Source organism: Paraburkholderia oxyphila NBRC 105797, from assembly GCF_000685075.1.
GTDB classification, from domain to species: domain Bacteria; phylum Pseudomonadota; class Gammaproteobacteria; order Burkholderiales; family Burkholderiaceae; genus Paraburkholderia; species Paraburkholderia oxyphila.
Window position 1 is genome coordinate 1 of record NZ_BAYD01000013.1, and the last position, 24,302, is coordinate 24,302.

The window sequence follows — 24,302 nt, forward strand, 5'->3', positions numbered from 1 at the left end:
CGCCTGTTCGATCAGCGCGGCTTCGTCGTCGAAGGGCATCGCCACCAGCACCGGACCGAAGATCTCTTCCTGGCAGATGCGCGAACTATTCTGGAGTCCTTCCAGTATGGTCGGCTGATAGAAGAAGCCGTTTTCGCGATCGTCGCCCACGGGACGCTCGCCGCCGCACAGCAGGCGCCCGCCCTCTTCCAGACCAATCGCCACGTAGCGCTCCACCGACTCGCGATGCTTCGCCGTGATGAGCGGACCCATCTGCGTATCGGGCCGCGACGGGTCGCCCACGCGCAGCTTGCGCGCGCCTTCCACGAGCCGCTTCATGAACGCGTCGTAAATCGAGCGCTGCACGAACAACCGCGATCCGGCGATACACGAGAGCGCGCCAACGCACCCGATACGATCGATGCGCCTGGCAAGGTCACAGCTTCAGACCGCCCGAGGCCTCGATGACGGCACCGGTGATATAGCTGGCAGTAGTAGTCGACGAGGTTGATCGCATTCGACGGCGTGAAGAACACCAGAAGGAGCAGCCGGACCCGCCAGTGCCTCGGCGTACAGATCGACCGGGACGCCATCGACATTCGTGCACACCGACACCTCGCCGCCCCACTCTTCGATCATGCGACGCCCGCCATCTCGATTACCGCTCGGTGTCAGCGCGGGAGTTTCGACAAAACGGCTCTCGACGAGCAGTTGCAGGGCTGCCGCGTGCAGCGCCCGCAGCGCGCCAGGTTCGCAAGCGACTGGGTGCAGATGTCTGAAGCTGGCCTGAGCGTTGTTCGGCCCGCACAGGGTTAACTCGCCACCGCAGCCGACGCTGTGCTTCGGCGGCCAGCGTCAAAACGGACCCAAAAATTCGAACTCGTTCTGATGGGCTGTCCACTCGTGGTTGAGAGCGAATACGAATAGGCGCCTTCAGCTTCACGTCGCAACGCGTGGATCTGCTACGCAGTGCGCATTCGGCCGACGTCAAGCCGAGGGCGTGGCGAATAGTCAGTTGTCGTCTGACCGGACAGGCGGGCGCTCGTGCGGTACCGGCTCCTCTTTATCTGCATCCGGTACAGATGACTCGGTCTGAGGCGTCGCGCCAGGGAGCGGCTTGTCTCGCGTCCCAGGTGGCTCGACGGATGTTGTGGCGGGGTCTGACGGCATCGTATTCTCCGGATGACTGGGGAAAATCCCCACTACCACAGTAGCACTTAACATCCGGCGAGGAGCAGCCGCTCGCCGCATTGCCGGCGCAAGGTAACGTCGAGCCATTCAGATGTCCAGGTTGTCGGACACAGTTCGACGTACCCATCGATGGGTAACGCTACGTCTCGCCGGAATAAAATGGACAACGCAAAACGCCGGTTTGCACGCACGCATCGCCTAAAATGCAAGCATGCCCCCGACCTGGGAAGGAGGCTGCCATGGCCGAGTCGATGACGGGTGTGCTGTTTGGGGTGATTGCGCTGATCATAGCTGCAATATTGGTAACAGAGCACTACAAACGCGCGCATCACAGGAATCCCCAATCCCGCTGGCTGGACACGCATCCCGTGCGGGACTGGTTGCACCATAAGCATTGATGGCGCAGCCAGAATTAAAAGCCCCGCTCAAGGCGGGGCTGACCTGGCCGGACTGCATTCGGGACTGCGGCTTTGCCAATGGAGATGCGCCTTCAGCTTGCGGCATCCCCGACTGCGATCATCGTGATCGTCTGCTGATGCCAGTGCAATAGCGTCGAGGGTAGCGGCGGCTACGGGCGCGGGAGGGGTTTTCGTCATGCCATTTCCGGTTCGTTTGCGAAGCCGTGGTGGTCCGCAGCCGCCAGGCATCTCCGTCGGCAGCGGATCGCCTCCTCGGTGCCTTCTCGGCCGGGTTCGGGCGAGAACTGCCGGTGCGCAGATAGCGCCAAACCGCGTTCGCGCCAACGATGCAATGCGCCCTGTTCGGGTGCCAGGATCCAAAGACGACCACGCTGGAGACGAATATGGCCCGCGCTGAAAACACGCACAACGGCTTTGAATATTCAGTTCAAACGCTCCCGAAACAAGGCGTCGGCGGTGCGGATTTGCAGATATTCGGGTTCCGCGGCTTCGTGCTTATCCCGAACGACACCGATGCTCAGCCCGCCACGCAAATTCCGGTTCAATGCCTTGAAGAAGAGGGCTACCGTCACGAAAACTGGGCGCTGGATGCTGCCATTGATGAAGCAAAAGCCATCATCGACGGCAAGCGCCCACTGAAAGGCCCGACAGCGCTCCGATAAGAGTGGCAGACTTACCGAACGCCGCGCGGCATGCCTGGATGGCCGCGGCGTGGTGCGCGAATTCGCTCGAATCGACGGAATGGCTGGAACCGCCTTCGAGACGCACCTCGATGTCGGTGACGGGATAGCCTGCCAGCGCTCCGGTTTCGGCGGCATCGCGCCCCCCTGCTCCACCGCCGGGATGAACTGGCGCGGCACAGCCCCGCCAGTGATTGCGTTTTCGAAGCGCATGCCCGAGCCGCGCGCGCCGGGGTGCAGCGAAAGAATCACATGGCCGTACTGGCCATGCCCGCCAGTCCGGTGGACAAAACGCCCTTGCTCAGCCGCCACTTCGCGCGTGATGGTTTCCTTGTAGGCCACGCGCAGCCGCCCCATTTTCGCCGCTACACCGTATTCGCGCTCCAACCTGTCCAGCAAGATTTCGAGGTGACAAAATTGCTTCAGGAGTCCGTCGAAGAAGCAATTTTATGCAGAATCTCTTGAAGTGAAATTGTTCTCGTTATGAGCTCGCGGATCGTGCCGGCCTCTTTCGCTCAGCAGGCGTGCGAGCGGACAGGACTATTCGTAATGTGGGCCTCGCGTCGTGGGCAACGCGCGCTGCGCATGATGATGGCAATCACATGCGCGGCGGATGGTGCCGCACGACGTGCTCGCGATGCCAGACGACGGCTTCAAGCCGCGAATGAAGATCGAGCTTGTGCAGCAGGTGCTTGACGTGGACCTTGACCGTGCCCACGCTGATATCGAGTCTGCGCGCAATGGCCTTATTGCACAGGCCCTCGACGAGATAGTCGAGCACCTCCTGCTCGCGCGCCGAGAGATGGGTCTCGCTGGCGTGAAGCGGCCGGTCGCCCGACAGCGCGTGAACGAGATTGCCGGTCACCGACTCGCTGAGCACCGCGATACCCTCCAACACCTTGCGCAGGCTCAGACACAGTTCCTCGGGCTCCATGTCCTTCAGCAGATAGCCGTGCGCGCCGGCGCGCAGCGCGGCCACGACATCCCGTTCGCTGTCGGAAACGGTCAGCACAATGATGCGGGCGTCAACGCCTTTCTCGCGCAGCAGCGCGATCGTCTCGACCCCGCCCATCTCAGGCATGTTGAGGTCGACCAAGATCACGTCCGGCTTAAGGTCGAGCGCAAGTCCGACGCCTTCGAGCCCCGACGCCGCTTCTCCGACAACGTGAAAGCCCGCGTTCATCTGGATGAGTTGCGCCACGCCTCGACGGAACAACGCATGGTCGTCGATCAGAAGAACGGTGCGGACCGATTCCATAGTCCTTTCATCATACATAACGATAATACGCCGACGATCCATTGATCGCTTCCATCATAGACCACCGGTGCAATCGCGCGGCCGTTATGCCGCTTGCCGGTAGCTCATCGCCGGCCGTTCGTCGGGTGGCGGGAAGACCCGCCAGCAGCCGTCGCCGTGCCGGAAGAAGAAGAGCGCTCGAGGATTGGTCGGATGCGAGACCTCGACGCAGATGAACCGTGTGTTGCCCGCCGCCGTGCGGCCGAACTGCGTCACGTGGGCCGGCACGGCCGGGGTCGGCGCCAGCCACTTCTCCACCAGCCCTTGCAGGCTTCGTTTCTGCGTGTTCATCGCTTGCTTCCTTGACTCCGCCTCTCGAACATCCAGCCTGCACAGCATCGTGTTGCTCACGCGGCCGCCCTGACGAGGTCGTCGGACAGCCCGAACTGGCGCGCGATCGTCAGAAGCCGCTCGCGCCACTCCCACTTGCCGAACACGTCGTGGACGTTTTGCAGACAGCTGAGCAGCTCGATTGCGACCGGGTCGTAGACATTGATCCGCGAGCGAAGCAGCGCCCTGCGCAGCGCGGCGATACCCACGTCCATGTACGCTGGTATTGCGTCCAATGACTGTTTGCCGATATAGCGAACCGGCACCCCTTCAATCGCCGTCGTGTAATCGGAAGGCTTGATCAGGCTGCCGACAGGGCATCCTCCGCAGTAGCCACGATATGCGCCGCCACCAAGTGGCAGCAGCGCCGCGCGACCTTGGCAGAAAAGGTGCTGCACTGCGTGGTCGAAGATCTGCTGATAGGTCAGAAAATCACGGCTTTTCATGATGCTGCTCCGCCAAATCTGTCGTCGATTCGTGTCTCTAGTATGGCGGGTCGACAGCGCCTTGAAATCCGCCAGAGGGGGCTCCCCCTTTTGGGGTATTGGGAGCAATCAACCCAGAAAGCCACGACGGATTTGACGCTTACCGGTAGATTTGCTCGCGCGAGGACCGTTTGTCTGGCACTTCGTTATCAAACAATTCACCCCAATGCGTACAGTGCTCCCGTGCGACGCGTCGCTCACGCACGAGGACATGACGCGATACCGGCAATTCCCCACCGATCCCCAGCCCAACTCGACGTGGATCACCGAAAACGGTGCCCGCTATTCGATGGACGATCCGCGCTGGCGACCGTTCGCGCGCCGGCTAGAGCCGGGCAGCATCAAGCAGGCCGTCGTCATCATTGACGGCAGAATCGCGGAGCGGCTGCTTTTTCCATATCGACATAAATGTAGGACTGGAGATTGCATCCGATTCAAAAAGTTGATCCCTTTTATTATTTTAAAATTCTGTGCGAAGGTCCCGTGAGACGCGCAGCTGATCGAAATGGTCGCACATCGGACCGACGCTCAGTCGTGCCAAGATCGTCGCGGCTACCGATGCGGTGTTGATGTTCGCGAATTCAGCCGGGCTCAGGTGAAATTCCTTCGCAAACAATGGCATTAATGGCGCACACGCGAACCACGCGAAGAAACAAACGAAGAACGCGATCCATCGAAGTTGAAACGCGCATGGGGACCGTGCGCAAACTGAAAATATCGATGCGGGTGGCTTTGCCTGGCATGAGGTGTCTATCATATAAGACGGCGTATCCCCGATGCGAATGTTGCTCCCGCCTCCGATCTGGTTTTCCCCAGTGCGGACGAGGGTATTTAACATCGAAGAATGTTATCGTTTCGATTCGGCTTTCGGGCTCTACAAAATCACCACTTGAAGCAAGGGAGTCGGTTGACCCGATCTTGTCCTCACGCAGCATGCGGAATTCCTCTGCGCAATTTGTCGGGCATTTCAATCCGGAGCAAACGGTCAAGTTTGGCCGTGCATTGCAGATAACGTCGACGGCAAACCAAAGTTATTTGTTCATCGTAAATTCGGACTATCTCCTGCATTAAACGAGTTGCGTCATCGCCAAGGCTCCAGTCATCCGTTGCGTACGCATGTTCGGCGGCTGCGTCCAACGCAATCGAATTGATGAGCGACTTGTGTTATCAGCGCTTTCCTTCGTGGAAACCGTGCCCTCTGCGGAATCCTTCCGGCCAGCAAAAGGAAAGGCGTCCGGGCCGCGTTGACATTGAGTGTTCAGGTTAATCCGGCAGACCTGATTGACAAGTGCATCGAACAGCGGGGTGAAAGAGCGTCTCAACCACACTGCCGCCTCCTTCATTCACAACCTCTGCACCTCGCTCCCGAGCATCACCCACGCATTCAAGCAGATACTCGCACTTGCGCTTGTCAGGCAGCGGCGTGATTACGACATCGGGCTCCCACGGCATGCCTCGCTTAAGGGCATTGACTGCCTCAGCGAAGCGCTTCACAAATTGCTCCGCAATCGACTGGTGCACCCAAATCATCTTGATTGCCGTACAGCGCTGCCCGTTAAACGATAGCGCCCCTGCTACGCATTCACGAACGGCAAGGCGCTCAGGGAGCACGATCACGCCGACCATCAGTTGCTCCATCGCCTCGCTATAGAGCGAAGCAATACAACGATCCTCGTGAGCCGACCGATGCAAATCGAGCGCGCGCCTCAAATGACGCACGAGCCGCTCACAGAGCGCACGATCGTCGTTCGAAAACGGAGACGCGCTCTCGGGCCGAGTGAGCCGGAGACCCTATAGCGACTGGTCCGTGCCGGAAAAATCAATCGCCATGACGTGAAACATGCCGCGCGGCGCACACTACGTCGGGTAATGGCTCGACGCGCGCCATTGTGCTTCCGGGAACAGGTCGCCGTTCGTCACGAGCATGCCGACCGGCAACGCTGAAAATGGGCTCAGCGCAAGGTGGGGATTGCGCAGGTCCACGATACGTCGGTCTGCACTGCCGGAGAAAATCACGCTGCCCTCTTGCAGGGTCGGGGATTGACGAATGAAGGGGTGCTGCGTGTCCCGGTCCCGCACGCTCGGACAACGTGAGTGTGGTACAGGCGTGAAGACTGTCGCCGAGAAGACGACCCCAGGTGTGATCTGGATGCGCGATTCGGGATTCATGCACCGATCCCGGTGCCAGGCGGCTGGTGCAACTCTCGATATGGATCGCCAGCGAACGCCGGCCTTCAACCAGCGCCTCGCCGGTTCCCTGAAAGTCTGCCTGGCCGCTGAGACCCGGGAATTCGCCAATACCCGTGACCGGATCGAACTCCACCGCGGCTTCGTTGCCGTTGATCATTCTGGGGCGAATCCACGGCCGGCGATCGGTCATGACGAGCACCCTGGGGTTGGATCAGCGTGCGTCGAGTGGATGCTCTTGCAGAAACGTCCGAAGGGCTTCGTTCATGCGTGTCTGCCAGCCTTCGCCCGTTGCCCTGAACACTTCGACAATATCCGCGTCGTATCGCATTGTCAGCTTGACCTTCGGATTTTCGAGCGGTGGCCGGCCCATGCGTTTCGGGGGCGCCGTTTGCGGACTGCTCATCGCATCAGGCGGCGTCGGCGTGGCGATGTGTCATGTCGCCGCGACCCGCAAGCAGACCGTCAACCGAGATGTCCTCGTCGATCTCGTCCCAATGCAGCCCTCCTGCGCTGATCTCGTAATGGAGCCGCTGCTCGGGCGTTGCGTGCAACAGTCTCGGAAACCAGGCAAGCGGAACGCCGAGCGTGCGCCCGTCTTCCAGCTCGACCCACATCACGAAATCGTCGAATCGCAGCTCTCTAGCTGAAGTGCTCATTCCACCTCCTTTCGATCAATTCGCGGTTCTGTTCGACCGCATCCATCAGCAGCGCCTGCTCCTTTGCCGAGAACCCTGAACTGCTGGCCACATGCACGTCGGGATAGAGCCAGATCTTCGCCACACTTGAGCCCAGCTGGGCGTGGATGTGAACCGGCTCGCGAGGGTCGCCTTCGTTCGAATAGAAGAAGAACCGGATACCGTTGTATCGAAAGACGACAGGCATTGACAACCCCGTTGAGATTGCACTTATTGTACCGTCAATAAGTCGGCGCCCAAAGCAGTTTCTGGGTGGGTAGAGGAGCACTGTGTTAGCAGAGTTTCCTGCGTGGGGGCGCTGAAGGCGTCCGGCGCGACAGGGAATCAGGGGCGTGCCAAGCGGAGCAGCCCTTCTTCTTGTCGCGTGAGAACGACTTCCCGTTTGACCCTGGCGTTGCGAAAGCTGACCGAGTCCATCACGTCCGAACAAGCTCACAGAGTGAGCATAGGTGCCGGAAAAACTGGGCGCTAAGCGTAATGCCGTTCATGCTTAACTGAACGGCACGTTTGCATTCGGGGCTCAATGGCCGGGTGACGCCGGGCTCCAAAATGGCTTCCACGACGGCCGCCCGGCGCAACCACCGAATGTGTGAAAGCGTGCCTAATCGGATGCACGGTGAAAAACACACATGCTTTCAATGAGTGCTGCGATCTTCAACACAGGCTCGCCGCGTTCGCTTCGATAAATCGCGTGATACTCGATCTGAGGCAATGCATCCTCTGTCTCGAACACGGCGAGCAGGCCCTGCGCTATCTCTTCCCGGAAGAACTCGGTCGGCAGCACACTGACGCCGAGTCCTGCGATCGTCAGTTGTCCAAGCACGGGAAGGCTGTTCGTGCGAGTGGCAAGGCGCGCGGAGACACCGTGTTCTCGCAGCCACACTTCATGAACGCGGGCGGTGACGGACGATTCGGCTTGCAGCAATAGCGGGTAATCGGCCAGCTCGCCCGGTTCGATACGACGCTTGCTGCCGAATCGCTGAGGACTGGCGACCCACGCCGTGCTGAGCGTGCCGACGACGATGTTGCAATACCCCGACGGCCAGCGGTCGATCTTTGGCACGACCACGATATCCAGGGCGTTGTCGTCGAACTGTTCGAGCAGCGTGCGGCTCGAGTTCACTTCCGGATCGATGGTCAGACGCGGATAGTGTTCGCGCGCGTGCTCGATGAAGCGTCGCAGCCATGTCAACGCCGAGATCTCCGTCACGCCAATTCGCAAGCGCCCCGCAAACGGATCGGGATCGAGCATCTCTTCGCCAATGCGCGCCAGCAGATCGACGACCTGGGCGGCGAGCGGCAGCAATGCGCGGCCTTTCGTCGTCAACGCGGGCCGCTTCTGGCTGCGCTCGAACAACTCGGCGGACAACGCCGCCTCCAGCTCCGCAATGCGCTTGGACACCGCCGACTGCGTTGTGTGCAGGCTCTCAGACGCCGCGCTGAAGCTGCCGAGCCGCGCCGTCGAGAGGAACGCCTCCAGTTGCTTGACCGTGGGATACATGGCATCTCCAGGAATTTTTCTCTTGATATCTCGCGAAAATTTATCGCTTTTTTGCATTCTTGTCGAAGCCTAGACTGCACCCATGAACAGTGAAGGGCACGGGCCCATTCTTTCAAGGGAGACAGGCATGACAGAGTCGGGCATACGCATCGAGCCACGCGCGCAGGGACTGAACGAGCGGCAAAGGGAGGCCTTCGCCGGCCTGCCGGTTGCCGCATTGAGCGACTGCATGGGCCGCTGCACGGGCACGATGCATCTCGCACCCCGGCACGGCGACGCGCCGCTCGTCGGCAACGCGGTGACGGTCAAGACGCGGCCGGGCGACAACCTGATGATCCACAAGGCGTTCGACGTGCTGAAGGCCGGCGACGTCCTCGTCGTGGACGGTGGTGGCGCCTGCGCCAACGCATTGGTCGGAGACCTGATGATGCAGATGGCGCGGCGCATCGGCGTGGCGGGTTTTGTGATCGACGGTGCGGTGCGCGACGTAGCGGCGTTCCGCGAGGCGCGTTTTCCCTGCTATTCGCGCGGCGTCACGCATCGCGGACCGTACAAGGACGGCCCCGGCGAAATCAACACGGTCGTGACCATCGACAGCATGGTGGTGTATCCGGGCGACCTGATCGTCGCGGATGCCGATGGCGTGCTGGCGATTCGCCCCGACGATGCCGCGGAGGTGCTGGAGCACGCGATTCGCCACGTCGAAAAGGAACAGGCGTTTCGCGCGGCGCTTGCGAACGATGCCGTCGATCGCACGTGGGTCGACGCCCGCATCGCCATCCTGCAGGGAGCATGCCGATGAGCACGGTCACAAACATCCTGCCCACGTCTGCTCGCCTTGCGCGCATCAAGCCATCGGCTAGCGGTTCGGCGCGCGAGCGCGTGATGCAGCTGATGCGCGAAGGGCATACGATTCTCGATCTCTCGATCGGGGAGCCCGATCTCGATACGCCCGACCACGTGAAAGCCGCCGCCATCGAAGCGATCACGCGCGGCGATACGAAATACACCGGCGCAGCAGGCACTCACGCGTTGCGCGAAGCCGTGGTCGAGAAATACCGGCGCGAGAACGGCGTGACGATCGATGCGTCTCAGGTATTCATCGGCAGCGGTGCAAAACAGGTGCTGCACAACGCGTTCGCCGCGACCCTCAACGCGGGCGACGAAGTCGTCGTTCCGGCGCCGTACTGGGTGTCGTATCCCGACATGGTCGCGCTCAGCGACGGCGTGCCTGTGATCGCACCGGCATCGGCGGCGCGCGACTACAAGCTGACAGCCAGCGAACTCGATCGCGCGATCACGCCGCGCACGCGCTGGGTGGTGCTGAATTCGCCGAACAACCCGACCGGCGCTTCGTACAGCGAGCGCGAACTGCGCGAACTCGCCGATGTGATTCTTTCGCACGAACGCGTCTGGCTGCTTAGCGACGACATCTACGAGCACTTCCACTACGGCAAAGGGAAGGCGCTCACGCCGCTCGAAGTCGTGCCCGAACTGGCCGAACGCTCGCTGTCGGTCAACGGGGTATCGAAAACCTATGCGATGACCGGCTGGCGCATCGGCTATGGCGTCGGTCCCGCGTCGCTGATTCGCCAGCTCGTCACGCTGCAGTCGCAAACACTCAGCTGCGTTTCGTCGATCAGCCAGGCCGCAGCGACGGCCGCGCTCAACGGTCCGCAGGACTTCGTCGAGCATTGTGTCGCGACGTTCCGCGAGCGGCTCGATGCCGCGATGCACATCCTCGGCACCGTCGAGTTGCTCGACTGCGTGCGGCCGTCAGGCGCGTTTTACATCTTCCCCGGTTGCGCGCGCGTGATCGGCAAGACTACGCCTGACGGCAAGCGCATCGGCTCCGATGTGGACTTCGCCGCGTATCTGCTCGACCATGCGAAGGTAGCGGTGCTCGACGGCTCGGCCTATGGTGTCTCGCCATCCATTCGCCTCTCGTTCGCCACGGCACTCGATACAGTGAAAGAGGCCTGCCACCGCATCAAATCGGCCTGCGAAGCGCTTAAATAAGGCGCTCATATAACGACACAACGATGGAGACACTCACGTCATGAAACGGTTTCTCACCCTGGTCGCGAGCCTGATCGCGCTCGCGCACGGTGCCTTCGCGCACGCCGATGCCCTTGCCGACATCAAACAGCGCGGCACGCTCATTTGCGGAACGCTCGGCACCGCGCCGCCCTTCTCCTTTCAGGACCCGAAGACCCGCGAAATCGTGGGCTACGACGTGGACTTCTGCAAGGCGATCGCCGACGCATTGAAAGTGAAGCTGCAGGTCAAGCTGATTGCCGTCGATGCCCGCATTCCCGAACTGCTGCAAGGCCGCGTGGACGTGGTCGCGGCCAACCTTGGCTACTCGAAGCAACGCGCGGAGCAGATCGACTTCAGCGACGCCTATTTCGCGGGGCCTTCGAAGCTGCTGGTGCGCAAGGATGCGAATCTCACTTCGCTCGGCCAGATGGAGACGAAGCGCATTGCGGTGGTCAAGGGCTCGACCGCGGAACCCGCGGTGCGAAAGGTTCTGCCGCAGGCGAGCATCGTGAGCTACCCCGACCCCACCAGCGGCTTTCTCGCGATCCTGCAACACAAGGCCGATGGTCTATGCGCCTCCGAGCTTGCGCTGGTGAAGATGCAGCGCCAGGCGGATGCGGCAGCGCCGCTCGTGATCATCAGCCAGCCCGTGTTTTCGGAGCAATGGGGCATCGGCATCCGCAAGAACGAGCCCGCGTTGCGCGACGCCGTCGATCACGCGCTCGAGGCGATGGAGCGATCGGGCCAGGCCGCCGCGATCTTCGACAAATGGCTCGGCACCAGTAGCGAATACAAGATCCACCGCGGCTTCACGATCGCGGCGATTCAAGGGTGAAATTCAGGCCTGCACGACGGGTCCCGCGAGGAGTTTCTCCATGCACTATCAGTTTGATTTCGCAGCGGTGCTGCACGGCGACTACCTGAGGTGGTTCATCGACGGCACGCTCGTCACGCTCGCGCTCTTTGGCGTGGCGTGGGTCGGCAGCATTGTCCTTGGCGCTGCACTCGCCGTCGTCAGGCAAAGCGGCTTGCCTGGCGCCCCCCGCGCAGTGGCCGCGTACGTCGAATATCACCGCAATGTGCCGCTCGTCGTGCAATTGCTGTTCTGGTATTTCGCGGCGCCGAGCCTGTTCCCCGCGGCGTTGCGCGACTACCTCACGACTCACGGCAGCGAGTTTCCACTCGCTGCAGTCGCGCTCATATTATGCGCCGCAGCCTATGTTTCCGAGGACCTGCGCAGCGGCCTGCGCGCCATTCCCCATGGCCAGATGGAAGCCGGCCGCGCACTCGGCATGAGCTATCTGCTGACCATGCGCACGGTGATCATGCCGCAGGCGTTGCGCGTTTCGCTGCCCCCGCTCGTGAATCAGGCATTGCTGCTCTTCAAGAACACCAGTCTCGCCATGGCCGTGGGCGTCGCCGAGTTGACATATGAAGCCAAGGAAGTCGACAGCAACACGTTTCGCACCTTCGAAGCGTTCGCAGTCGCGACGGTCATCTATCTGGCGATCTCGTTCGCGATCATGTTCTGCGGCGCAAGGATCGCGCGTCGGTTCAACGCTGCGGGAGCAAGACGATGATCGACATCCTCAGCCAGTACTGGCAAACGTTCCTGGTCGGCCAATATCCGCAAGGTCCGCTGGGTGGCGTGACGTTGACGATTTTGATCGCCGTGTTCTGCATCTCCGCTTCATTGCCCATCGCATTGCTCATTGCCGTGTGCCGGACTTCGCCATGGCGCGCGCTGCGCTTGCCCGCGTTCGCGCTCGTGCAGTTCGTGCGCGGCATGCCGCTGCTCATGCTGATTTTCTGGGCCTATTTTCTTTTGCCGGCGATTACGCATGTCACGGTGTCGGGCGTGGTGACGCTCATCTGCGCGCTGATCATTTATCAGGCCGCGTACCTTTCCGAAGTGATCCGCGCCGGCATTGAAGGTATTGCTCGAGGACAAACGGAAGCCGCTCGCGCACTCGGACTCGGCTACGTCACCACGCTGCGTCGAGTGATCTTGCCGCAGGCGCTCTACAACGTCTTGCCGAGCATGCTGAGCGAGTTCATTTCGACGATCAAGGAGACGTCGCTCGGCTACGTGATCGGCGTGCAGGAACTCACGTTTGCCGCCAATCAGGTCAACAGCCAGTTGCTGACGCGGCCGCTCCAGGTCTACGTGCTACTGGCCGCAATCTATTTCGTGATCTGCTTTGCGCTCACGCGCAGCGTGCGCTACCTCGAAGTCCGCATGAACCGCAAACGCACGGCGCGTGCGGCATCGCAGCCGGTGTCCATCCTTTCGACCATCGCGGGAGAGTGAAGTGATAGAACTGAACAAGGTCGACAAGTCGTTCGGCCACCATCAAGTGCTGCGCGGCATCGACGAAACCATCGCGCGCGGCGAAGTTGTCGTCATTTGCGGGCCGTCCGGTTCCGGCAAGTCGACGCTGATCCGCACCATCAATGGCCTCGACAGCATCGACAGCGGCTCAATCGTGCTGAATGGAATTTCGGTGCACGCGAAAGGCACGAACCTCAACGCGCTGCGCCGTCAGGCTGGCTTCGTGTTCCAGCAATTCAATCTCTTTCCGCATATGGACGTGATGACGAACCTGACGCTCGCGCCTTTGCGTCTGTCGAAGGCTAGCCGCCGCGAAGCCGAGGAAAAGGCGAAGGGATTGCTCGACAAGGTCGGCTTGAGCCACAAGGCGGGCGCCTATCCGGGCACGCTTTCGGGTGGCCAGCAGCAGCGCGTCGCGATCGCACGCGCCCTGATGATGGATCCCGCCGTGATGCTGTTCGACGAGCCCACCAGCGCGCTAGACCCGGAGATGGTGGGTGAGGTGCTGCAAGTGATGAAGCGCCTCGCGCGCAGCGGCATGACCATGCTTTGCGTCACCCACGAAATGAACTTTGCGCGAGAGGTTGCTGATCGGGTCATTTTCATGGACGACGGCAAGATACTCGAGCGCGCCACGCCGCAAGATTTCTTCCAGAATCCGCAGCACGAACGCGCAAGGCGTTTCGTCTCGGATATCAAGGCGCACTGAGGAACAGGGGGCCTGTTGGCACGAATTTGGCATGCAAGGAACCCGCACGCTGAGCTTTTCGGATGGAAGCGTGTCAGTGAAGCGCGATTCGCCTGTTGTACACCGCAAGCGAGGCGGCGCTCCGCGGCTTCAAGGTAGTGGTCCCGTTCATAAAGTCGCGCGTCAACGGGCGACGCCGTGAAGGCCACCGCCCGTCGAATAGCAATCCGTCGCGGCCCCTCTTTTGGCTAGCGCCTCACTGTACCGGTGTGCCCGAGCCCGTCACCGTGCTGATTGGCTGGAACTTGCCGCCTTTTGCCTGATAGAGCGTCACGGTCGCAGCGCGAAGGTCGCCCTTGGCGTCGAAAGCGATCTTGCCGGTCACGCCGCCAAACTCGACCTTCTTCATCGCAGGCAGATAGAGAACAGGCGATCACCATGGAATCACCCTCACAACCAGCGCGTCCGCGAACGCCGCAGAGCGAACGCATCGAGGCGACGCAGCGCCGGGCAAAACCCTGCAGAACATCGAAGCAATGGCACGTTCCGGGGCAAAGCGCCAGCCGACGCGGGATGCGTTTAAACAGAAGTCAGCGCCAGAGCGATGCACTGCGGTGAACGCAATTGCATATCGTGGCCTTTGGATAGGCCCCACTTGCGCGGAATAGCTACTATTCTTTCAAACCGTCGCCTGCGAACCGGCTCGCATCAATCGTGACGTTCAGCGTCGGGATCAGGTACGGGGATAGTCCACTCATCCACCGCTTCCCCCGCTTCAGGTTCGCGCTCTCGCCGAAGTTCCAGGATGCGCCCGTGAGCGACAACGACTTTCAGGTCGAATCTCACGCCTTTTCGGAAGTGGAACAAATAAGCCGTGAAGGAGGCTGTGTCGCTGGCAAAGTAATCGTCGCTCAGAAACTGTCGGCGCGCGACACGTCCATCGCTTGCCACCCAATAATCGGCCATGGCGCAATCGAGCGACTTTGTCTGCCACTCCTTTCTCGGCAGGTCTTCGGGGAACGGCTCGAAATCCTGAGAAAACGCGAATATATCGTTCATCCTCGAGCGCGGCTTTGCTGCTGTTAGCGTCAGCCAAGGTTAGCATATCCTAAGTTTTCGTATATCAAGCTTCCGAATTCATCGACAGGAATCGCTCGTCCCGGTTGCTGCCTCCCCAACGTCATTCTGCATATCTAATTTAAGGAATAAGCCGATAGAATTTTCGGACACGGGCAGATACCGTCCTTTTATTCCGAGCAAGGGGACAGGCGAGCTTCCAGTTGTCGCTGGCCGTTTTTATGGCGACTTGCTGGAGAACTTTCGGCAAATTCCCCTGACTTGATACAGCCAGACGTCGCGTGGAAGCGGCCATCCTTATAGGGCCGGAGGAACAATAAAAAGCCAGCAGAAAACATGCGGGATGAATAGAATCAACTCACGACACGGGGAGAGCGCAATGCCCAAAGTTCGCGTGCAGCAGTTTCATGAGACGGATGACGAGTTCCACGAACTCGGTGGTCTTCAAGTCATTGATCTGACCGAAGCGGAGCTCACCGCGCTCCAGGACCATGACGGGGAAATCACATGGCTCGAAGGCCGAAGGGAATATTTTGGGCTCGCAGACGAGGAGCACGTGAAGGAGTGATCCAGGCCGGCGACGCCTGGGGCGCTTGCGCGACCCGCGTTACACCTGGGCCCGGGAAAAAGGCCCCAGGGCAGCCCCGCGGCCACACAAATACCCACGTCGCGGTTCAGGAGTGAGAGCCGCGCTGCAAGTCTATGCGTGCGTACCGTCCCAGGGCAAGGTTACGAGAGCTCACCCATACCGACACGGCAAAGTCGAGGTCGTGAGTAATTCATGACGCGCGATCGCGCACGCCTTCGTACAGGACACGCACGACCCGGTCAGCGCGTTCCCGGTGGCCAGGTGCGTGTACTGTGCATCAGACACTTCGCTCCCGATCGCTTCGCGGTGCTCCAGTTGCGCCATCGAGGCGACCGCAAGGGCGAGCAAGCTTCATAGCCCTGTAGCGCGCCGCCGGCGTCGTCGAACTCGTCATCGTGCAGGGGCGAGAGACGTGCTGTCTATAATGGCAAACTCACGATGCCAACGATTGCATGGAGCACTACCTTATGAGTCAACCCCGCGGGCGATATGCGGGATCCCGGGACAGCGGCCAACGCCAACCTCGCCACGAAAAGCAATCTCCGCCCAACCGGCAGAGACAACCGTATGTGAAGGCGCCTCCCCGGGACGCCACCCAGACTGCCTCCATTTTCAAAACACGATCGTTTCAGTTTCTGGTCGATGCGGTAGGCGCGGAGAATATCGCGATAGCCCTTGAATCCAGCATGTCGCGCGTGGCCGAACTCCTGAACGGCGAGCGGTTCACGCCCGAGACCGCCTTTCACATGGAAACCACGCTCGGGTTGCCACAGGGCTTTTTTGACCGGCCCAATCCCGGTCTCCCGGCCGAGACCATCGCTCGCCTGAAGTCACCGCTCGACCTCATTCAATCGGACGACGGAGCAGACGTCGAGCCGGAAACACCCAAGCCGGCTTCTGCCCTGGACGTCGGCCAACAACCCCTTTTTGAAGATAGTTTGTCCGAGGAAGCGCAAATGCCGAAGAATGCAACGGGCGGGTCGCCCAGGGCCGTCAAGAATCGTCGAAGCGAAACGGCCGAACCGACCAAACCTCATGCGCCGCGAAAAGCTTCGCCATCGAAGGACAAGACGTCGCCTGAAACGACCCAACAACAACCGCTGGCACTCAACGATGGCGCGGAGGTAGAAAACATCCGGCGCGCCAACCTTCACGTGCTCACGAGTCGCAACGGATCGAAAGCAAGACTGGGGGTGGTCATGGCGATGAGTGGATCCAACATGGCCCATCGGCTACATGGCAAGAAGCGCATGGACAGTGTCGAAGCAAACCGGTTCACGGAGCGCCTTGGTTTGCCAGCCGGCTGGCTGGACACCCCACGCGCCGAAGCCGAGATTCCGGAGTCGGTATCGCGTATGCTCGCCCCTGCTCCGCGTGGTCGCGTTTCGGCTCAACAACACGAGCCGCTTGCGCCCGTAACCAACGATGGCGTGCCAGGGAAGTCCACCGATGCGAAGGCGCACAAGGGGCGCGGGCGGACCCGCGCCCTGGGCGATTCGGAAAGCCCCTCACCTGTGTCGGCGGATGTCGCGGGAGAGAAAGACACGATCGTCGTCAACTCTCAAGATCCGGTCAGTGATCTTCCCGACGACCTTGCCGGTCGCTCACCTGAAGAAAGTCATGGTGAGGCCCCGGCAGCCGCACCGGCGCCCCTGGAGTCGCTCCCCGCCACCGCGATACCGCAGCGAAACCCGGTACCGCTCCCCTTTGCTTCGGTGACCAGCCTTGACAATCTTCACGGTATTGAACCGATAGCGGAAGCCTTGATCAAGACGCTGGCAGGTAAAGCACGCACGGGTCGCCTGGACGAACTGAAAGCGCTGGAACTTTTGCAGCAGGCGATCCTGTTGTGAGCTGGTGGTAGTGTGCCAGGCCCCCTCGCGTGACGACGCATCAAACGCATCGAGGTGGCCTGGGCCCGGTGTGCGCGAAAAATCGTCGCGTTCCGGGTCGACGAGGTCACGCCGAATCCCGCCGAAGGGTTCATCTTTTCCGATGCCACCTGGCGCGGCACCCGCTGCCTCATCGCTGAAAGGCAGCGCGTCAGCCAGCGCATGCAGGTCAAGGTCACGACTGCCATATGTGGTTACCCTGCACGAAGGCTGGCACGGGCGCACACCGCGATCCAGGTTTGTCGTGCATTGGGCCCGGCTTTCCGCCGGGCCGTCGGGGCCACTTGCCACTTGCGACTGCCGACCGGCAGATCGCTTTGCGCGCGACCTTCATGGCGCCGCTTATACGCTCCCTCTGCGGGTGATCCATGCCCAGCCCTCGGCGAGGGCATCAGCATGGGCCTGCTCGCGCAGAAACGCACCCCACGCATCGACGGGCCGGACGCTCTTCGCCTTCTCGAGCCAATGTGCGCGCTCATGCTCTGCGAGCCCGTTCCACCAGTCAATGCCCTCCTCTGGCGCGGCGTCGGGGTCAGCCGGATAGACACCGCTGCCCATCTCCTCGCCATCCAGGTAAAAGCGAAGGTGATAGCCGCCGCCGGGTTCAGCGGTGCGCGGTGAGACACGGTAGGTGTATTTGGGCATGCGGGGCCTCCGTGGTCAAGCTGGGTGGACCCACCTTGACCCGTGAACGTATCGCCGTGTCATGGTACTTCGGGCTGGCGTTGCCCGCCGTCACCCGATGCCTGCAAGCTGGATGCCTTTCGGTCCGGAAATGCGCGGCGGTGACATGGTGCGTACGCATCGTGTCGTTTCCGTGTCGATTGCCAGTGTGAAGGCCTGCGATCCGCGCTTGCGCCTGATTCACACCCGTCGTCCATGTTGTGCACCCCGACGATGGCTGACGCCTTCAGAAACGGATGCCGTCGGCGCGACCGGCGGCAGCCAGTCGACAGCCACGCCCTGACAGCCGTTGGCTTCCATTCAGCGCTGCCTTCTGCGGAAGTCCAGGGCAAGCGCGAAAAGCATGACAAAAACAATGAAAACCGCCTTCGCGAAGCACTCCGCCTCTTTGGCGAAGGGACTGAAAGCACACACTGCTGAAACGGCCGCGACAAGGAAAAAAGCGATTGAATATATCACTTAGGTGTCCAGAATTAAAACATCGTTTTCAACGGACAAGCCCCGCTTCGGGCGTCGGGAGAGGGCCACTGCGCCGGAAACTGCGATCCACGTTCATGCGGGGCAATCCATCGTCAGGCCGCACCGTTCCCGTCGCGAACGGCCTGGCCGGCTGTCGGGCCACCGTTGCCCGACCCGATAAAAAACGGCGTGCGCTCGCGCCAGGGCACGAGGGGGACGCCGTTGTCCGGGGTGAGGCGCCTGCGCGCCCTTCGTGGGCCACGCAAGCCCGATGTGTCCTGCACCCGGCACCGTTGCCGCTCACTCGACGCATCAAGCAATATTCGCGCCATTTTTATGGAACCCATCAACGGCCGAGGATTCCGCAGCCATGCACCACGGGCCATGCATCCTGCCGCCCCACAGCGGTGCGCCGCGACGCGATCCGCACCCGTTCTGCGCAGCGCGCGTATCGTCCGGGTGGCGACGCAGGCGCACGGTGCGCGGGTTCACGCCGCCCCGGAACGGGGGCCGACACGCGCCCCGCCGTCGCCGCCGCCTGTCACCCTGCCTGCCCATGGCCTCCTGCATCGATGGCTGATTGATGCATTGCATTCCTGATTAGATACCCGACGGGAATCCGGCAGTCCGGCTTCCGGCGTCGACAGGAGACGGTCGCGACTGACTGGCGCCGGGAGGCGGTCGACCGGTCTGCAGGCCGGAAGACCGTTGACCATTGCGGGCCGCGCAGCGGAGGGTGGGGGGACCGGCCGGATGACCGTTAGTTGCGATGTCAGCCCGGCCGGCCAGTTGTACGCCCGGAATTTGACATGGTGTCGCATTATCAATTTTGGAATGGGGGCGGCCCGTATTACCGAGGATCGTTGCGATGGGATGTTCCCTTATCGGACTCAAAGTTGGTCGTCGTGTCTGCGAACCCGTCTCATCGAGACTCCGGCCGGCTTCGCCACCGTCAAGGAGCCAGACGTTCAGGGCCACCGGCCCGGGACGCCACGCATTGCGCGGTCCAATCGCGTCGTTCCGTATTGTTTCGGCTGCGGCAACAGTGAGTTCGCCGTTTAGGTATTTACCCTAGCCATCGGACCTCCTAGACTGCTTTCACACCTGCGGGCAACCCCGGTTCGCAGCAAAAAATGCAAATCTGGAGGTAATTGTCATGAAGTCGCTGATCCAGGCTGTCGTTATCGCCGCCACCCTTGCTGCCCCGGTCGCAGTCTTCGCCCAGTCGAACCAGCCGTTGACCCGCGCACAAGTCCGTGAGGAACTCATTCAGATCGAAAAGGCTGGCTATAACCCGGCGAGTTCGAACCCCTATGAATACCCAGCGAACATTCAGGCTGCTGAAGCCCGCGTCGCTGCGCAAAACAGCGCCGTGGGCGGCGTGACCAGTGGTTCGTCACAGGAAGGGCACGCGGCGCAGTAAGCTGCCCTCCGCAACAGTCGCGATTCCCCACGGGCCCGCCAGCGCATCGTCGCGATGGCGGGCCCGTTGCGTTTCAGATGTTCGCCGCATTCGCCACGATCGCTTCCGGTTCAGTGGAGCCTGGCCGCGTGACGACGACGCGCGGTCGCAAGAAAGAAGCACGGCTTCCGTCTGCCCGACCGGAACCGCACCGATCACCTTCCACTGGAAATCGTCCCCGGCGGTCCGCTTCCGCAGGCGGCCATTGAAGTCGATGGTCGATTCAAATTCGTCGGTGGCCGCGAGGAGACGAAGGACCTGACGGCGTTCGTCGATGAACTCGTGTTCCCCGATTCTGAAATCACCCTCAAAGGCGTCGCGCAGACGCTCCAGAGCTACGCACGTGTCACCACCGGGTTCGTGGGAAAAGAGAACTTCCGGAATGTGGTACATGATCTGCCCGCCCTTCGCTCAGAACAGCGCGGCCTGTTCGTGGTGCGCCGCTTCCCCAGCCGTTGCTTCCCGCGCCGGACCACGCGCATCTGTTACCGGACGCGCCGCCGCTGCGTAGACGGTGCCGCCAGCCTTGAGGCTCACGACGAGCGCCTTGATCGCATCCAGGGCACTGGTGAAAGCCGTCGGCCGCCCCGGCACAAACCAGCCGGCGTTGTGTGGCACGGTGTCGTTCCTGACGCATCCGAGCTCTGCCGCGAGCACGCCAAGCGCTTCTTCCACCGTGTTGACCATCGGCAACGACGGCGGCGCGGAAAGAAGCGGCCGCTGAACCGCGGGCGCGACTGGCGCCGGTGCCCTGGCCGCAAGTCCGTCGTTATCCAGCAACGGGTCGCCGATCGCGGTATCCGGCGGGGTGCCCGGTCCCACGGGCTCCATCCACTGCATCATCCGCGCAAAGTCAGTGGCGTCCGGAAACCACCGGACGTCAGATCCATCGACAATCGCCTTGCGCGTCCCGCCTTTGTGGCTGAGCGTGTAGCCGGTGATCTCGTAGCCGCAGCGCTCCATGATGCGCGCCGCTCTTGCGTGTGACACCTGCGTCACCGCGTCGAGCGCAGGGAGGACGGGCGCAGCATCCTGCATCCCTTCGGCTGCGTCATGCAGTTTGGCCTCGCTGGCCTGAGCGGGCGTCGTGTCTTCCATGGGCTTCCTGGTTAAATCGATAATCCTGACTTCAGTCGTCGAGCAGGCGAAGTGGTGCGGGCACGAGCACAATCATCGACCGTTCGGCTTCAGGCGATGTCCAGGCGGGGCACACTTGAAGTCGACCCTGGCCGGCAAGATGAACACGTGGCGCCCTCTCGTCCACCCCGCCATCGCAATCGGGAGCTGAAACCAGCGCCCAGCCTGTCGCTGTTCCCGTATGAATCGGGCGCGATTTTATGCGCGCCGTGTTCGATGTTCAACATGTGTCGGCATCAACCGGATGGCTCGCGATCGCTGCGGCGCGCTTTGAGCAGCACGAGGCTGCGAATGTCGCTGGTTAATACGGGAGAACGTGCACCATCAGCGCAGCTGCTGCGACGAGAGCAAATGGCCAGGATCGCAGGGAAAGCTGCCAGTCCACCCTCGACGGCCAGGCTGATGCCAGAATTTGTCCGAGCAAGAGCCAGATGAATACGTCCCAGGATGACAACACGAATCCGTTGCGTACGCGCAGCAAGGCGACCAGCGGAGCGACGACGAAGCCCAACAGCGGGGCCAGGCTCGCCGGTGCCGCGTTCCACCACCGCAGGTTCTCGAATTCCACCACGCCGAACACATAGCTGCCGTCACGCGCGCGGCGTGGCCACAACGAGAGGCGAACCGGCCGCGCGCCCACGAAATACCCGACGATGAAGTGCTGCAGCTCATGTGCGACCGTTCCCGGGAAGGCGATCATCGCAAACGCGAAATTGGCACGCCCCCAGCGCACCAGGATCAAGGCCAGCAGGACAGCCGGCGAGAGGTAGGCGAGTACTGGCCTGAGCGGAACGCTGGCGGGAAACGGCATCATGAGTATCAGGGTTGCGCGATGACCACGCACGTTGGAGACACGGGATGCACTGCGGCGCCTTCAGCGCCAGAAGCCATGGCAACTGATCTGTCGAGAATCACGGTTTCAGAGCCAGGGTTGAATAATACGTTATGCCCCGACCAGCACCCCGTTGCTTCACGCAGGTCGGAGTGATTACGCGCGCCCCTGGTTTCGGCGAATGGAGTCATGAGCCCCATGCCTCCGCCGCTCTTTCGCTGGGCTGACACGGGTCAACTGAGTGCTTTACAACATCCCCGCAACGGAGCCCGGTTTTCAGGAGGGTGTCACGGCCGGCGCGCCAGAAGATACCAACGACTTCCATCGCACCTCATATGGTGGCCCGTACCCGCCCGTTGATCGTCATCGGCATTTTCACAAGCTCTTCGCGCTCGACACCGTGCGGCCCGATCTTCACAAGCTCACCAGTGCGGCATTGAAGACGTCGATGAAAGACCCGAGGCGCTGCATTGCCCCGCCGTCCGGCAGCGTGCGTTCTCGTTGCTGACTTCTCAGCGCATATCCCTTCAGCGTTTTACGCAAGCTCATCGAACAGGTCTGGCCCTCCACGAGACACAGTGGGCTCGGGGATCTCTCCGGCGCGGACCTGCGCCAGCAGGCCCGGCGGCAGCCAGACCTCCTCCAGCGTGCTGATTCCACCTTCGATCAACTGTTGCAGGAAGAAAGACGGTTTGTGGCCGGTCGTTTCGGCCAGTAGCCGAAGCCTGCGCTCGATGGCCGGATCGATGCGGACCGCTACAACTTTCAATTTTTCTGCTTTCCTGGGCCTGACCAACCTGCGCTCCGCAATTTTCAACGTACGCGCATTCTACGCGGAGCTCCCGGATGTAATGAACTTGCATGTCAGGATTAGTGCCAAACACCTCACATCGTACCTGCACGCATGTGTCCATCGTGCCCGCAACGCTTCGTGCTCGCCGGCTCGCGTCACGCGCTCGCCCGATGGCGTCGCGCGCGTTCACTCACCGCCTGCACGCCGACAAAATCACCATCAGTCACCGATGCGATCCCTACGCTGCCCGGCGAGGCAACTGACGTTTATTTTCCGGTGCGCAAACCTGGCTTCAGATCAGGAACCTGTCGCGGTTCTTCGGATGAATCTTGGCGACATTCAAAGAGCTGAAAGCACAAATGGCCGAGCTCGAGGCGCAGGCGGCGGCGGCCCGGGCCTGGGGACACCCACCGTGCGTCCGCAACTGATTCACCGATGCCTGGAAGAGCCCCTGCTGCCGCACGCCTCGGACAAGCGGCAACGAGATCGAAGCCGACGGCCATTTCGTGTGCGGACGCTGCTCTAACCTGCCGCGAAGCAGCGTACCAGCGAGCCGTGGCGCACTGCCGGATGGGGGCCGCGGGTTCAAATTTCCTTCAAAAATTCGACACTAAACACAACTATCAAGATAATCTCAGGAGTCTGATTCAATCAAAGATATTAAATTTAATTAGTTATGCGATATTACGTGAGGGGATTTGACCGAGTCGAAGAAAAACGCCAGAGCTAACGTCGCTCGTGTGATACCGCTACCCATTCGAGTCAATGATGGTATCGAACATACAAACGCTGACCCTCGACTCATCGCGATGCCGGTATTTCCACAAGCAGCGGCCGATCGAAACCGAGCTCTGCGGGTGCGAGGATCGCTTCGTTACGGACCGCGGCGCTGCGCGAGGCGACCTACGTTGATGCGCGCGGTCCCTCCCTCACCTCCCCATGGTCGGACGAGCACGACTATTGCACCGGGCTGGCCTACGTGCGCCATCGATCGCACGTAGCGTCGTCGAACGACACCTCTATGCGGATGTTCTGGCTTCACGGCATCCTTACCACATCCGACTTTCACGACAAACTGCGTGGCGCACAGTCCTCGATTGGCCAGCGCTGACCGCCCCGACCAATGCAATTTGACCCGAACCTCTGTCGTGCACTGCTCCCCTGCAATCCCCTTTGCCGCCGGAGGGCGTTAACTGTGTTTGCAAGGTACCGACAGTTAGTTGCGTTCCAAATTCATTGCGTCCAGTGAACAAAATGGACGTACCGCATAACCCTGAGGCTCCCCCGCAGGGTTATGTGTCGCTCCTACATATCCCCCTTTTCTATGACATCGGCCTTGCTGCACGTTACGTCGAAGCCATAGGGATATGGTGGAGTTCGGCCCCGTTACATGGAGCAGGTCACGACGGCCTCAAACCGGGCTGGAGTCTGAAACTCTCAATGATTCAGGGATAAATTTGGTGTCCGCTGTTGACCCGACCGCAAGGCCCACCAATATGCCGTCACGAGATCAGTCGGCGAGTTACGGACATGAAGCAATCGATCGTCCC

At 61.2% G+C, this 24,302-nt stretch carries 29 protein-coding genes and 4 pseudogenes; 13 read left to right on the plus strand and 20 right to left on the minus strand.

The annotated features are described in order from the left end of the window. A pseudogene (locus BO1_RS50605) lies at window positions 1-372 on the minus strand (aldehyde dehydrogenase family protein); the annotation flags it as partial. 114 nt (window positions 373-486) lie between these two features. On the opposite strand from BO1_RS50605, the gene BO1_RS11295 reads away from it, so the two are divergent. Beyond that, window positions 487-795: a hypothetical protein gene (locus BO1_RS11295; protein ID WP_028217655.1), complete on the plus strand. Its 309-nt coding sequence runs from the start codon at window positions 487-489 to the stop codon at window positions 793-795. A 614-nt stretch (window positions 796-1,409) separates the two neighbouring features. Continuing rightward, window positions 1,410-1,568 carry a hypothetical protein gene (locus BO1_RS60170; RefSeq protein ID WP_167338329.1) on the plus strand — a complete coding sequence of 53 codons (159 nt, stop codon included), beginning with the start codon at window positions 1,410-1,412 and terminating at the stop codon, window positions 1,566-1,568. Window positions 1,569-2,011: 443 nt separating this feature from the next. On the opposite strand, the gene BO1_RS62275 is transcribed toward BO1_RS60170, so the two are convergent. The 11 genes and pseudogenes from BO1_RS62275 to BO1_RS11360 form a co-directional block, all read right to left on the minus strand. Then, window positions 2,012-2,668, minus strand: a complete 657-nt coding sequence (locus tag BO1_RS62275; RefSeq protein ID WP_218002799.1) for a hypothetical protein — start codon at window positions 2,666-2,668, stop codon at window positions 2,012-2,014. 199 nt (window positions 2,669-2,867) lie between these two features. Next, entirely contained in the window at window positions 2,868-3,527 is a 660-nt protein-coding gene (gene narL, locus BO1_RS11315; protein WP_028217658.1) for a two-component system response regulator NarL, read from the minus strand. Between the two features lie 84 nt (window positions 3,528-3,611). Next, window positions 3,612-3,857: a hypothetical protein gene (locus BO1_RS11320; protein WP_028217659.1), complete on the minus strand. Its 246-nt coding sequence runs from the start codon at window positions 3,855-3,857 to the stop codon at window positions 3,612-3,614. Window positions 3,858-3,913: 56 nt separating this feature from the next. Beyond that, window positions 3,914-4,342 carry a hypothetical protein gene (locus BO1_RS11325; RefSeq protein ID WP_028217660.1) on the minus strand — a complete coding sequence of 143 codons (429 nt, stop codon included), beginning with the start codon at window positions 4,340-4,342 and terminating at the stop codon, window positions 3,914-3,916. A 526-nt stretch (window positions 4,343-4,868) separates the two neighbouring features. Then, window positions 4,869-5,124, minus strand: a pseudogene (locus BO1_RS57315) (MFS transporter); the annotation flags it as partial. Window positions 5,125-5,644: 520 nt separating this feature from the next. Further along, complete coding sequence (locus BO1_RS11335; RefSeq protein ID WP_407669933.1) at window positions 5,645-6,007, minus strand: aldehyde dehydrogenase family protein; 363 nt, start codon at window positions 6,005-6,007, stop codon at window positions 5,645-5,647. Window positions 6,008-6,238: 231 nt separating this feature from the next. Then, window positions 6,239-6,550, minus strand: coding sequence for a hypothetical protein (locus tag BO1_RS58975; RefSeq protein WP_156992212.1), 312 nt, complete (start codon window positions 6,548-6,550; stop codon window positions 6,239-6,241). 232 nt (window positions 6,551-6,782) lie between these two features. Continuing rightward, a pseudogene (locus tag BO1_RS50615) lies at window positions 6,783-6,944 on the minus strand (BrnA antitoxin family protein); the annotation flags it as partial. A 34-nt stretch (window positions 6,945-6,978) separates the two neighbouring features. After that, window positions 6,979-7,227, minus strand: coding sequence for a DUF2442 domain-containing protein (locus BO1_RS11350; protein WP_028217662.1), 249 nt, complete (start codon window positions 7,225-7,227; stop codon window positions 6,979-6,981). Further along, the gene (locus tag BO1_RS11355) at window positions 7,211-7,453 is read right to left on the minus strand and encodes a DUF4160 domain-containing protein (protein WP_028217663.1); all 243 of its coding nucleotides are present in this window, start codon (window positions 7,451-7,453) and stop codon (window positions 7,211-7,213) included. Before BO1_RS11355 ends, BO1_RS11350 begins: the two co-directional genes overlap by 17 nt. A gap of 414 nt (window positions 7,454-7,867) precedes the next feature. Next, complete coding sequence (locus tag BO1_RS11360) at window positions 7,868-8,767, minus strand: LysR family transcriptional regulator (RefSeq protein ID WP_028217664.1); 900 nt, start codon at window positions 8,765-8,767, stop codon at window positions 7,868-7,870. Window positions 8,768-8,894: 127 nt separating this feature from the next. On the opposite strand from BO1_RS11360, the gene BO1_RS50620 reads away from it, so the two are divergent. The 6 genes from BO1_RS50620 to BO1_RS11390 are packed head-to-tail and all read left to right on the plus strand — an operon-like array spanning window position 8,895 to window position 13,848. Then, window positions 8,895-9,569 carry an RraA family protein gene (locus BO1_RS50620; RefSeq protein WP_043284535.1) on the plus strand — a complete coding sequence of 225 codons (675 nt, stop codon included), beginning with the start codon at window positions 8,895-8,897 and terminating at the stop codon, window positions 9,567-9,569. Next, complete coding sequence (locus BO1_RS11370) at window positions 9,566-10,786, plus strand: aminotransferase class I/II-fold pyridoxal phosphate-dependent enzyme (protein ID WP_043284539.1); 1,221 nt, start codon at window positions 9,566-9,568, stop codon at window positions 10,784-10,786. Before BO1_RS50620 ends, BO1_RS11370 begins: the two co-directional genes overlap by 4 nt. A gap of 40 nt (window positions 10,787-10,826) precedes the next feature. Next, on the plus strand, window positions 10,827-11,642 hold the full coding sequence (locus BO1_RS11375; protein WP_028217666.1) for an ABC transporter substrate-binding protein: 816 nt from the start codon (window positions 10,827-10,829) through the stop codon (window positions 11,640-11,642). Between the two features lie 40 nt (window positions 11,643-11,682). Continuing rightward, window positions 11,683-12,387: an amino acid ABC transporter permease gene (locus tag BO1_RS11380; protein WP_043284541.1), complete on the plus strand. Its 705-nt coding sequence runs from the start codon at window positions 11,683-11,685 to the stop codon at window positions 12,385-12,387. Beyond that, on the plus strand, window positions 12,384-13,118 hold the full coding sequence (locus tag BO1_RS11385; RefSeq protein ID WP_028217668.1) for an amino acid ABC transporter permease: 735 nt from the start codon (window positions 12,384-12,386) through the stop codon (window positions 13,116-13,118). The genes BO1_RS11380 and BO1_RS11385 overlap by 4 nt, the downstream gene beginning before the upstream one ends. Window position 13,119: 1 nt before the next feature. Beyond that, window positions 13,120-13,848, plus strand: coding sequence for an amino acid ABC transporter ATP-binding protein (locus BO1_RS11390; protein ID WP_028217669.1), 729 nt, complete (start codon window positions 13,120-13,122; stop codon window positions 13,846-13,848). Between the two features lie 235 nt (window positions 13,849-14,083). Here the strand turns inward: BO1_RS11390 and BO1_RS58980 are convergent, their stop codons facing one another. Beyond that, window positions 14,084-14,236: a hypothetical protein gene (locus BO1_RS58980; RefSeq protein WP_156992213.1), complete on the minus strand. Its 153-nt coding sequence runs from the start codon at window positions 14,234-14,236 to the stop codon at window positions 14,084-14,086. Window positions 14,237-14,535: 299 nt separating this feature from the next. Next, window positions 14,536-14,886: a hypothetical protein gene (locus tag BO1_RS11400; RefSeq protein ID WP_028217670.1), complete on the minus strand. Its 351-nt coding sequence runs from the start codon at window positions 14,884-14,886 to the stop codon at window positions 14,536-14,538. A gap of 397 nt (window positions 14,887-15,283) precedes the next feature. On the opposite strand from BO1_RS11400, the gene BO1_RS11405 reads away from it, so the two are divergent. Together BO1_RS11405 and BO1_RS11410 are read left to right on the plus strand one after the other, a co-directional pair. Further along, window positions 15,284-15,472 carry a hypothetical protein gene (locus BO1_RS11405; RefSeq protein ID WP_028217671.1) on the plus strand — a complete coding sequence of 63 codons (189 nt, stop codon included), beginning with the start codon at window positions 15,284-15,286 and terminating at the stop codon, window positions 15,470-15,472. Between the two features lie 488 nt (window positions 15,473-15,960). Beyond that, window positions 15,961-17,346 (plus strand): hypothetical protein, encoded by a 1,386-nt coding sequence (locus BO1_RS11410; RefSeq protein WP_028217672.1) that lies wholly within the window; start codon window positions 15,961-15,963, stop codon window positions 17,344-17,346. A gap of 381 nt (window positions 17,347-17,727) precedes the next feature. Here BO1_RS11410 and BO1_RS11415 read toward each other — a convergent pair whose 3' ends face one another. Continuing rightward, entirely contained in the window at window positions 17,728-18,030 is a 303-nt protein-coding gene (locus BO1_RS11415) for a hypothetical protein (protein WP_028217673.1), read from the minus strand. A 328-nt stretch (window positions 18,031-18,358) separates the two neighbouring features. Here BO1_RS11415 and BO1_RS61985 point away from each other — a divergent pair, with 328 nt between their 5' ends. Both BO1_RS61985 and BO1_RS11425 read left to right on the plus strand, forming a co-directional pair. Next, complete coding sequence (locus BO1_RS61985) at window positions 18,359-18,532, plus strand: MbeB family mobilization protein (RefSeq protein WP_407669934.1); 174 nt, start codon at window positions 18,359-18,361, stop codon at window positions 18,530-18,532. Window positions 18,533-19,684: 1,152 nt separating this feature from the next. Continuing rightward, complete coding sequence (locus BO1_RS11425; protein WP_028217674.1) at window positions 19,685-19,951, plus strand: DUF4148 domain-containing protein; 267 nt, start codon at window positions 19,685-19,687, stop codon at window positions 19,949-19,951. Here the strand turns inward: BO1_RS11425 and BO1_RS11430 are convergent. The 3 genes from BO1_RS11430 to BO1_RS61045 all read right to left on the minus strand — a co-directional run bounded on the left by BO1_RS11430 (window position 19,925) and on the right by BO1_RS61045 (window position 21,941). Beyond that, on the minus strand, window positions 19,925-20,383 hold the full coding sequence (locus tag BO1_RS11430) for a hypothetical protein (protein WP_028217675.1): 459 nt from the start codon (window positions 20,381-20,383) through the stop codon (window positions 19,925-19,927). The two genes, BO1_RS11425 and BO1_RS11430, sit on opposite strands and share 27 nt — an antisense overlap. 18 nt (window positions 20,384-20,401) lie before the next feature. Then, window positions 20,402-21,088: a hypothetical protein gene (locus BO1_RS11435; protein ID WP_028217676.1), complete on the minus strand. Its 687-nt coding sequence runs from the start codon at window positions 21,086-21,088 to the stop codon at window positions 20,402-20,404. A gap of 340 nt (window positions 21,089-21,428) precedes the next feature. Continuing rightward, window positions 21,429-21,941 carry a hypothetical protein gene (locus tag BO1_RS61045; protein WP_052409427.1) on the minus strand — a complete coding sequence of 171 codons (513 nt, stop codon included), beginning with the start codon at window positions 21,939-21,941 and terminating at the stop codon, window positions 21,429-21,431. Window positions 21,942-22,200: 259 nt separating this feature from the next. Between BO1_RS61045 and BO1_RS61050 the strand changes: the two are divergent. Further along, a pseudogene (locus BO1_RS61050) lies at window positions 22,201-22,353 on the plus strand (YbhB/YbcL family Raf kinase inhibitor-like protein); the annotation flags it as partial. Between the two features lie 20 nt (window positions 22,354-22,373). Here the strand turns inward: BO1_RS61050 and BO1_RS61750 are convergent. Both BO1_RS61750 and BO1_RS11450 read right to left on the minus strand, forming a co-directional pair. Further along, window positions 22,374-22,508 (minus strand): hypothetical protein, encoded by a 135-nt coding sequence (locus tag BO1_RS61750; RefSeq protein WP_281179182.1) that lies wholly within the window; start codon window positions 22,506-22,508, stop codon window positions 22,374-22,376. After that, window positions 22,495-22,728: a hypothetical protein gene (locus tag BO1_RS11450; protein WP_245643770.1), complete on the minus strand. Its 234-nt coding sequence runs from the start codon at window positions 22,726-22,728 to the stop codon at window positions 22,495-22,497. Before BO1_RS11450 ends, BO1_RS61750 begins: the two co-directional genes overlap by 14 nt. Window positions 22,729-24,302: the final 1,574 nt, after the last annotated feature.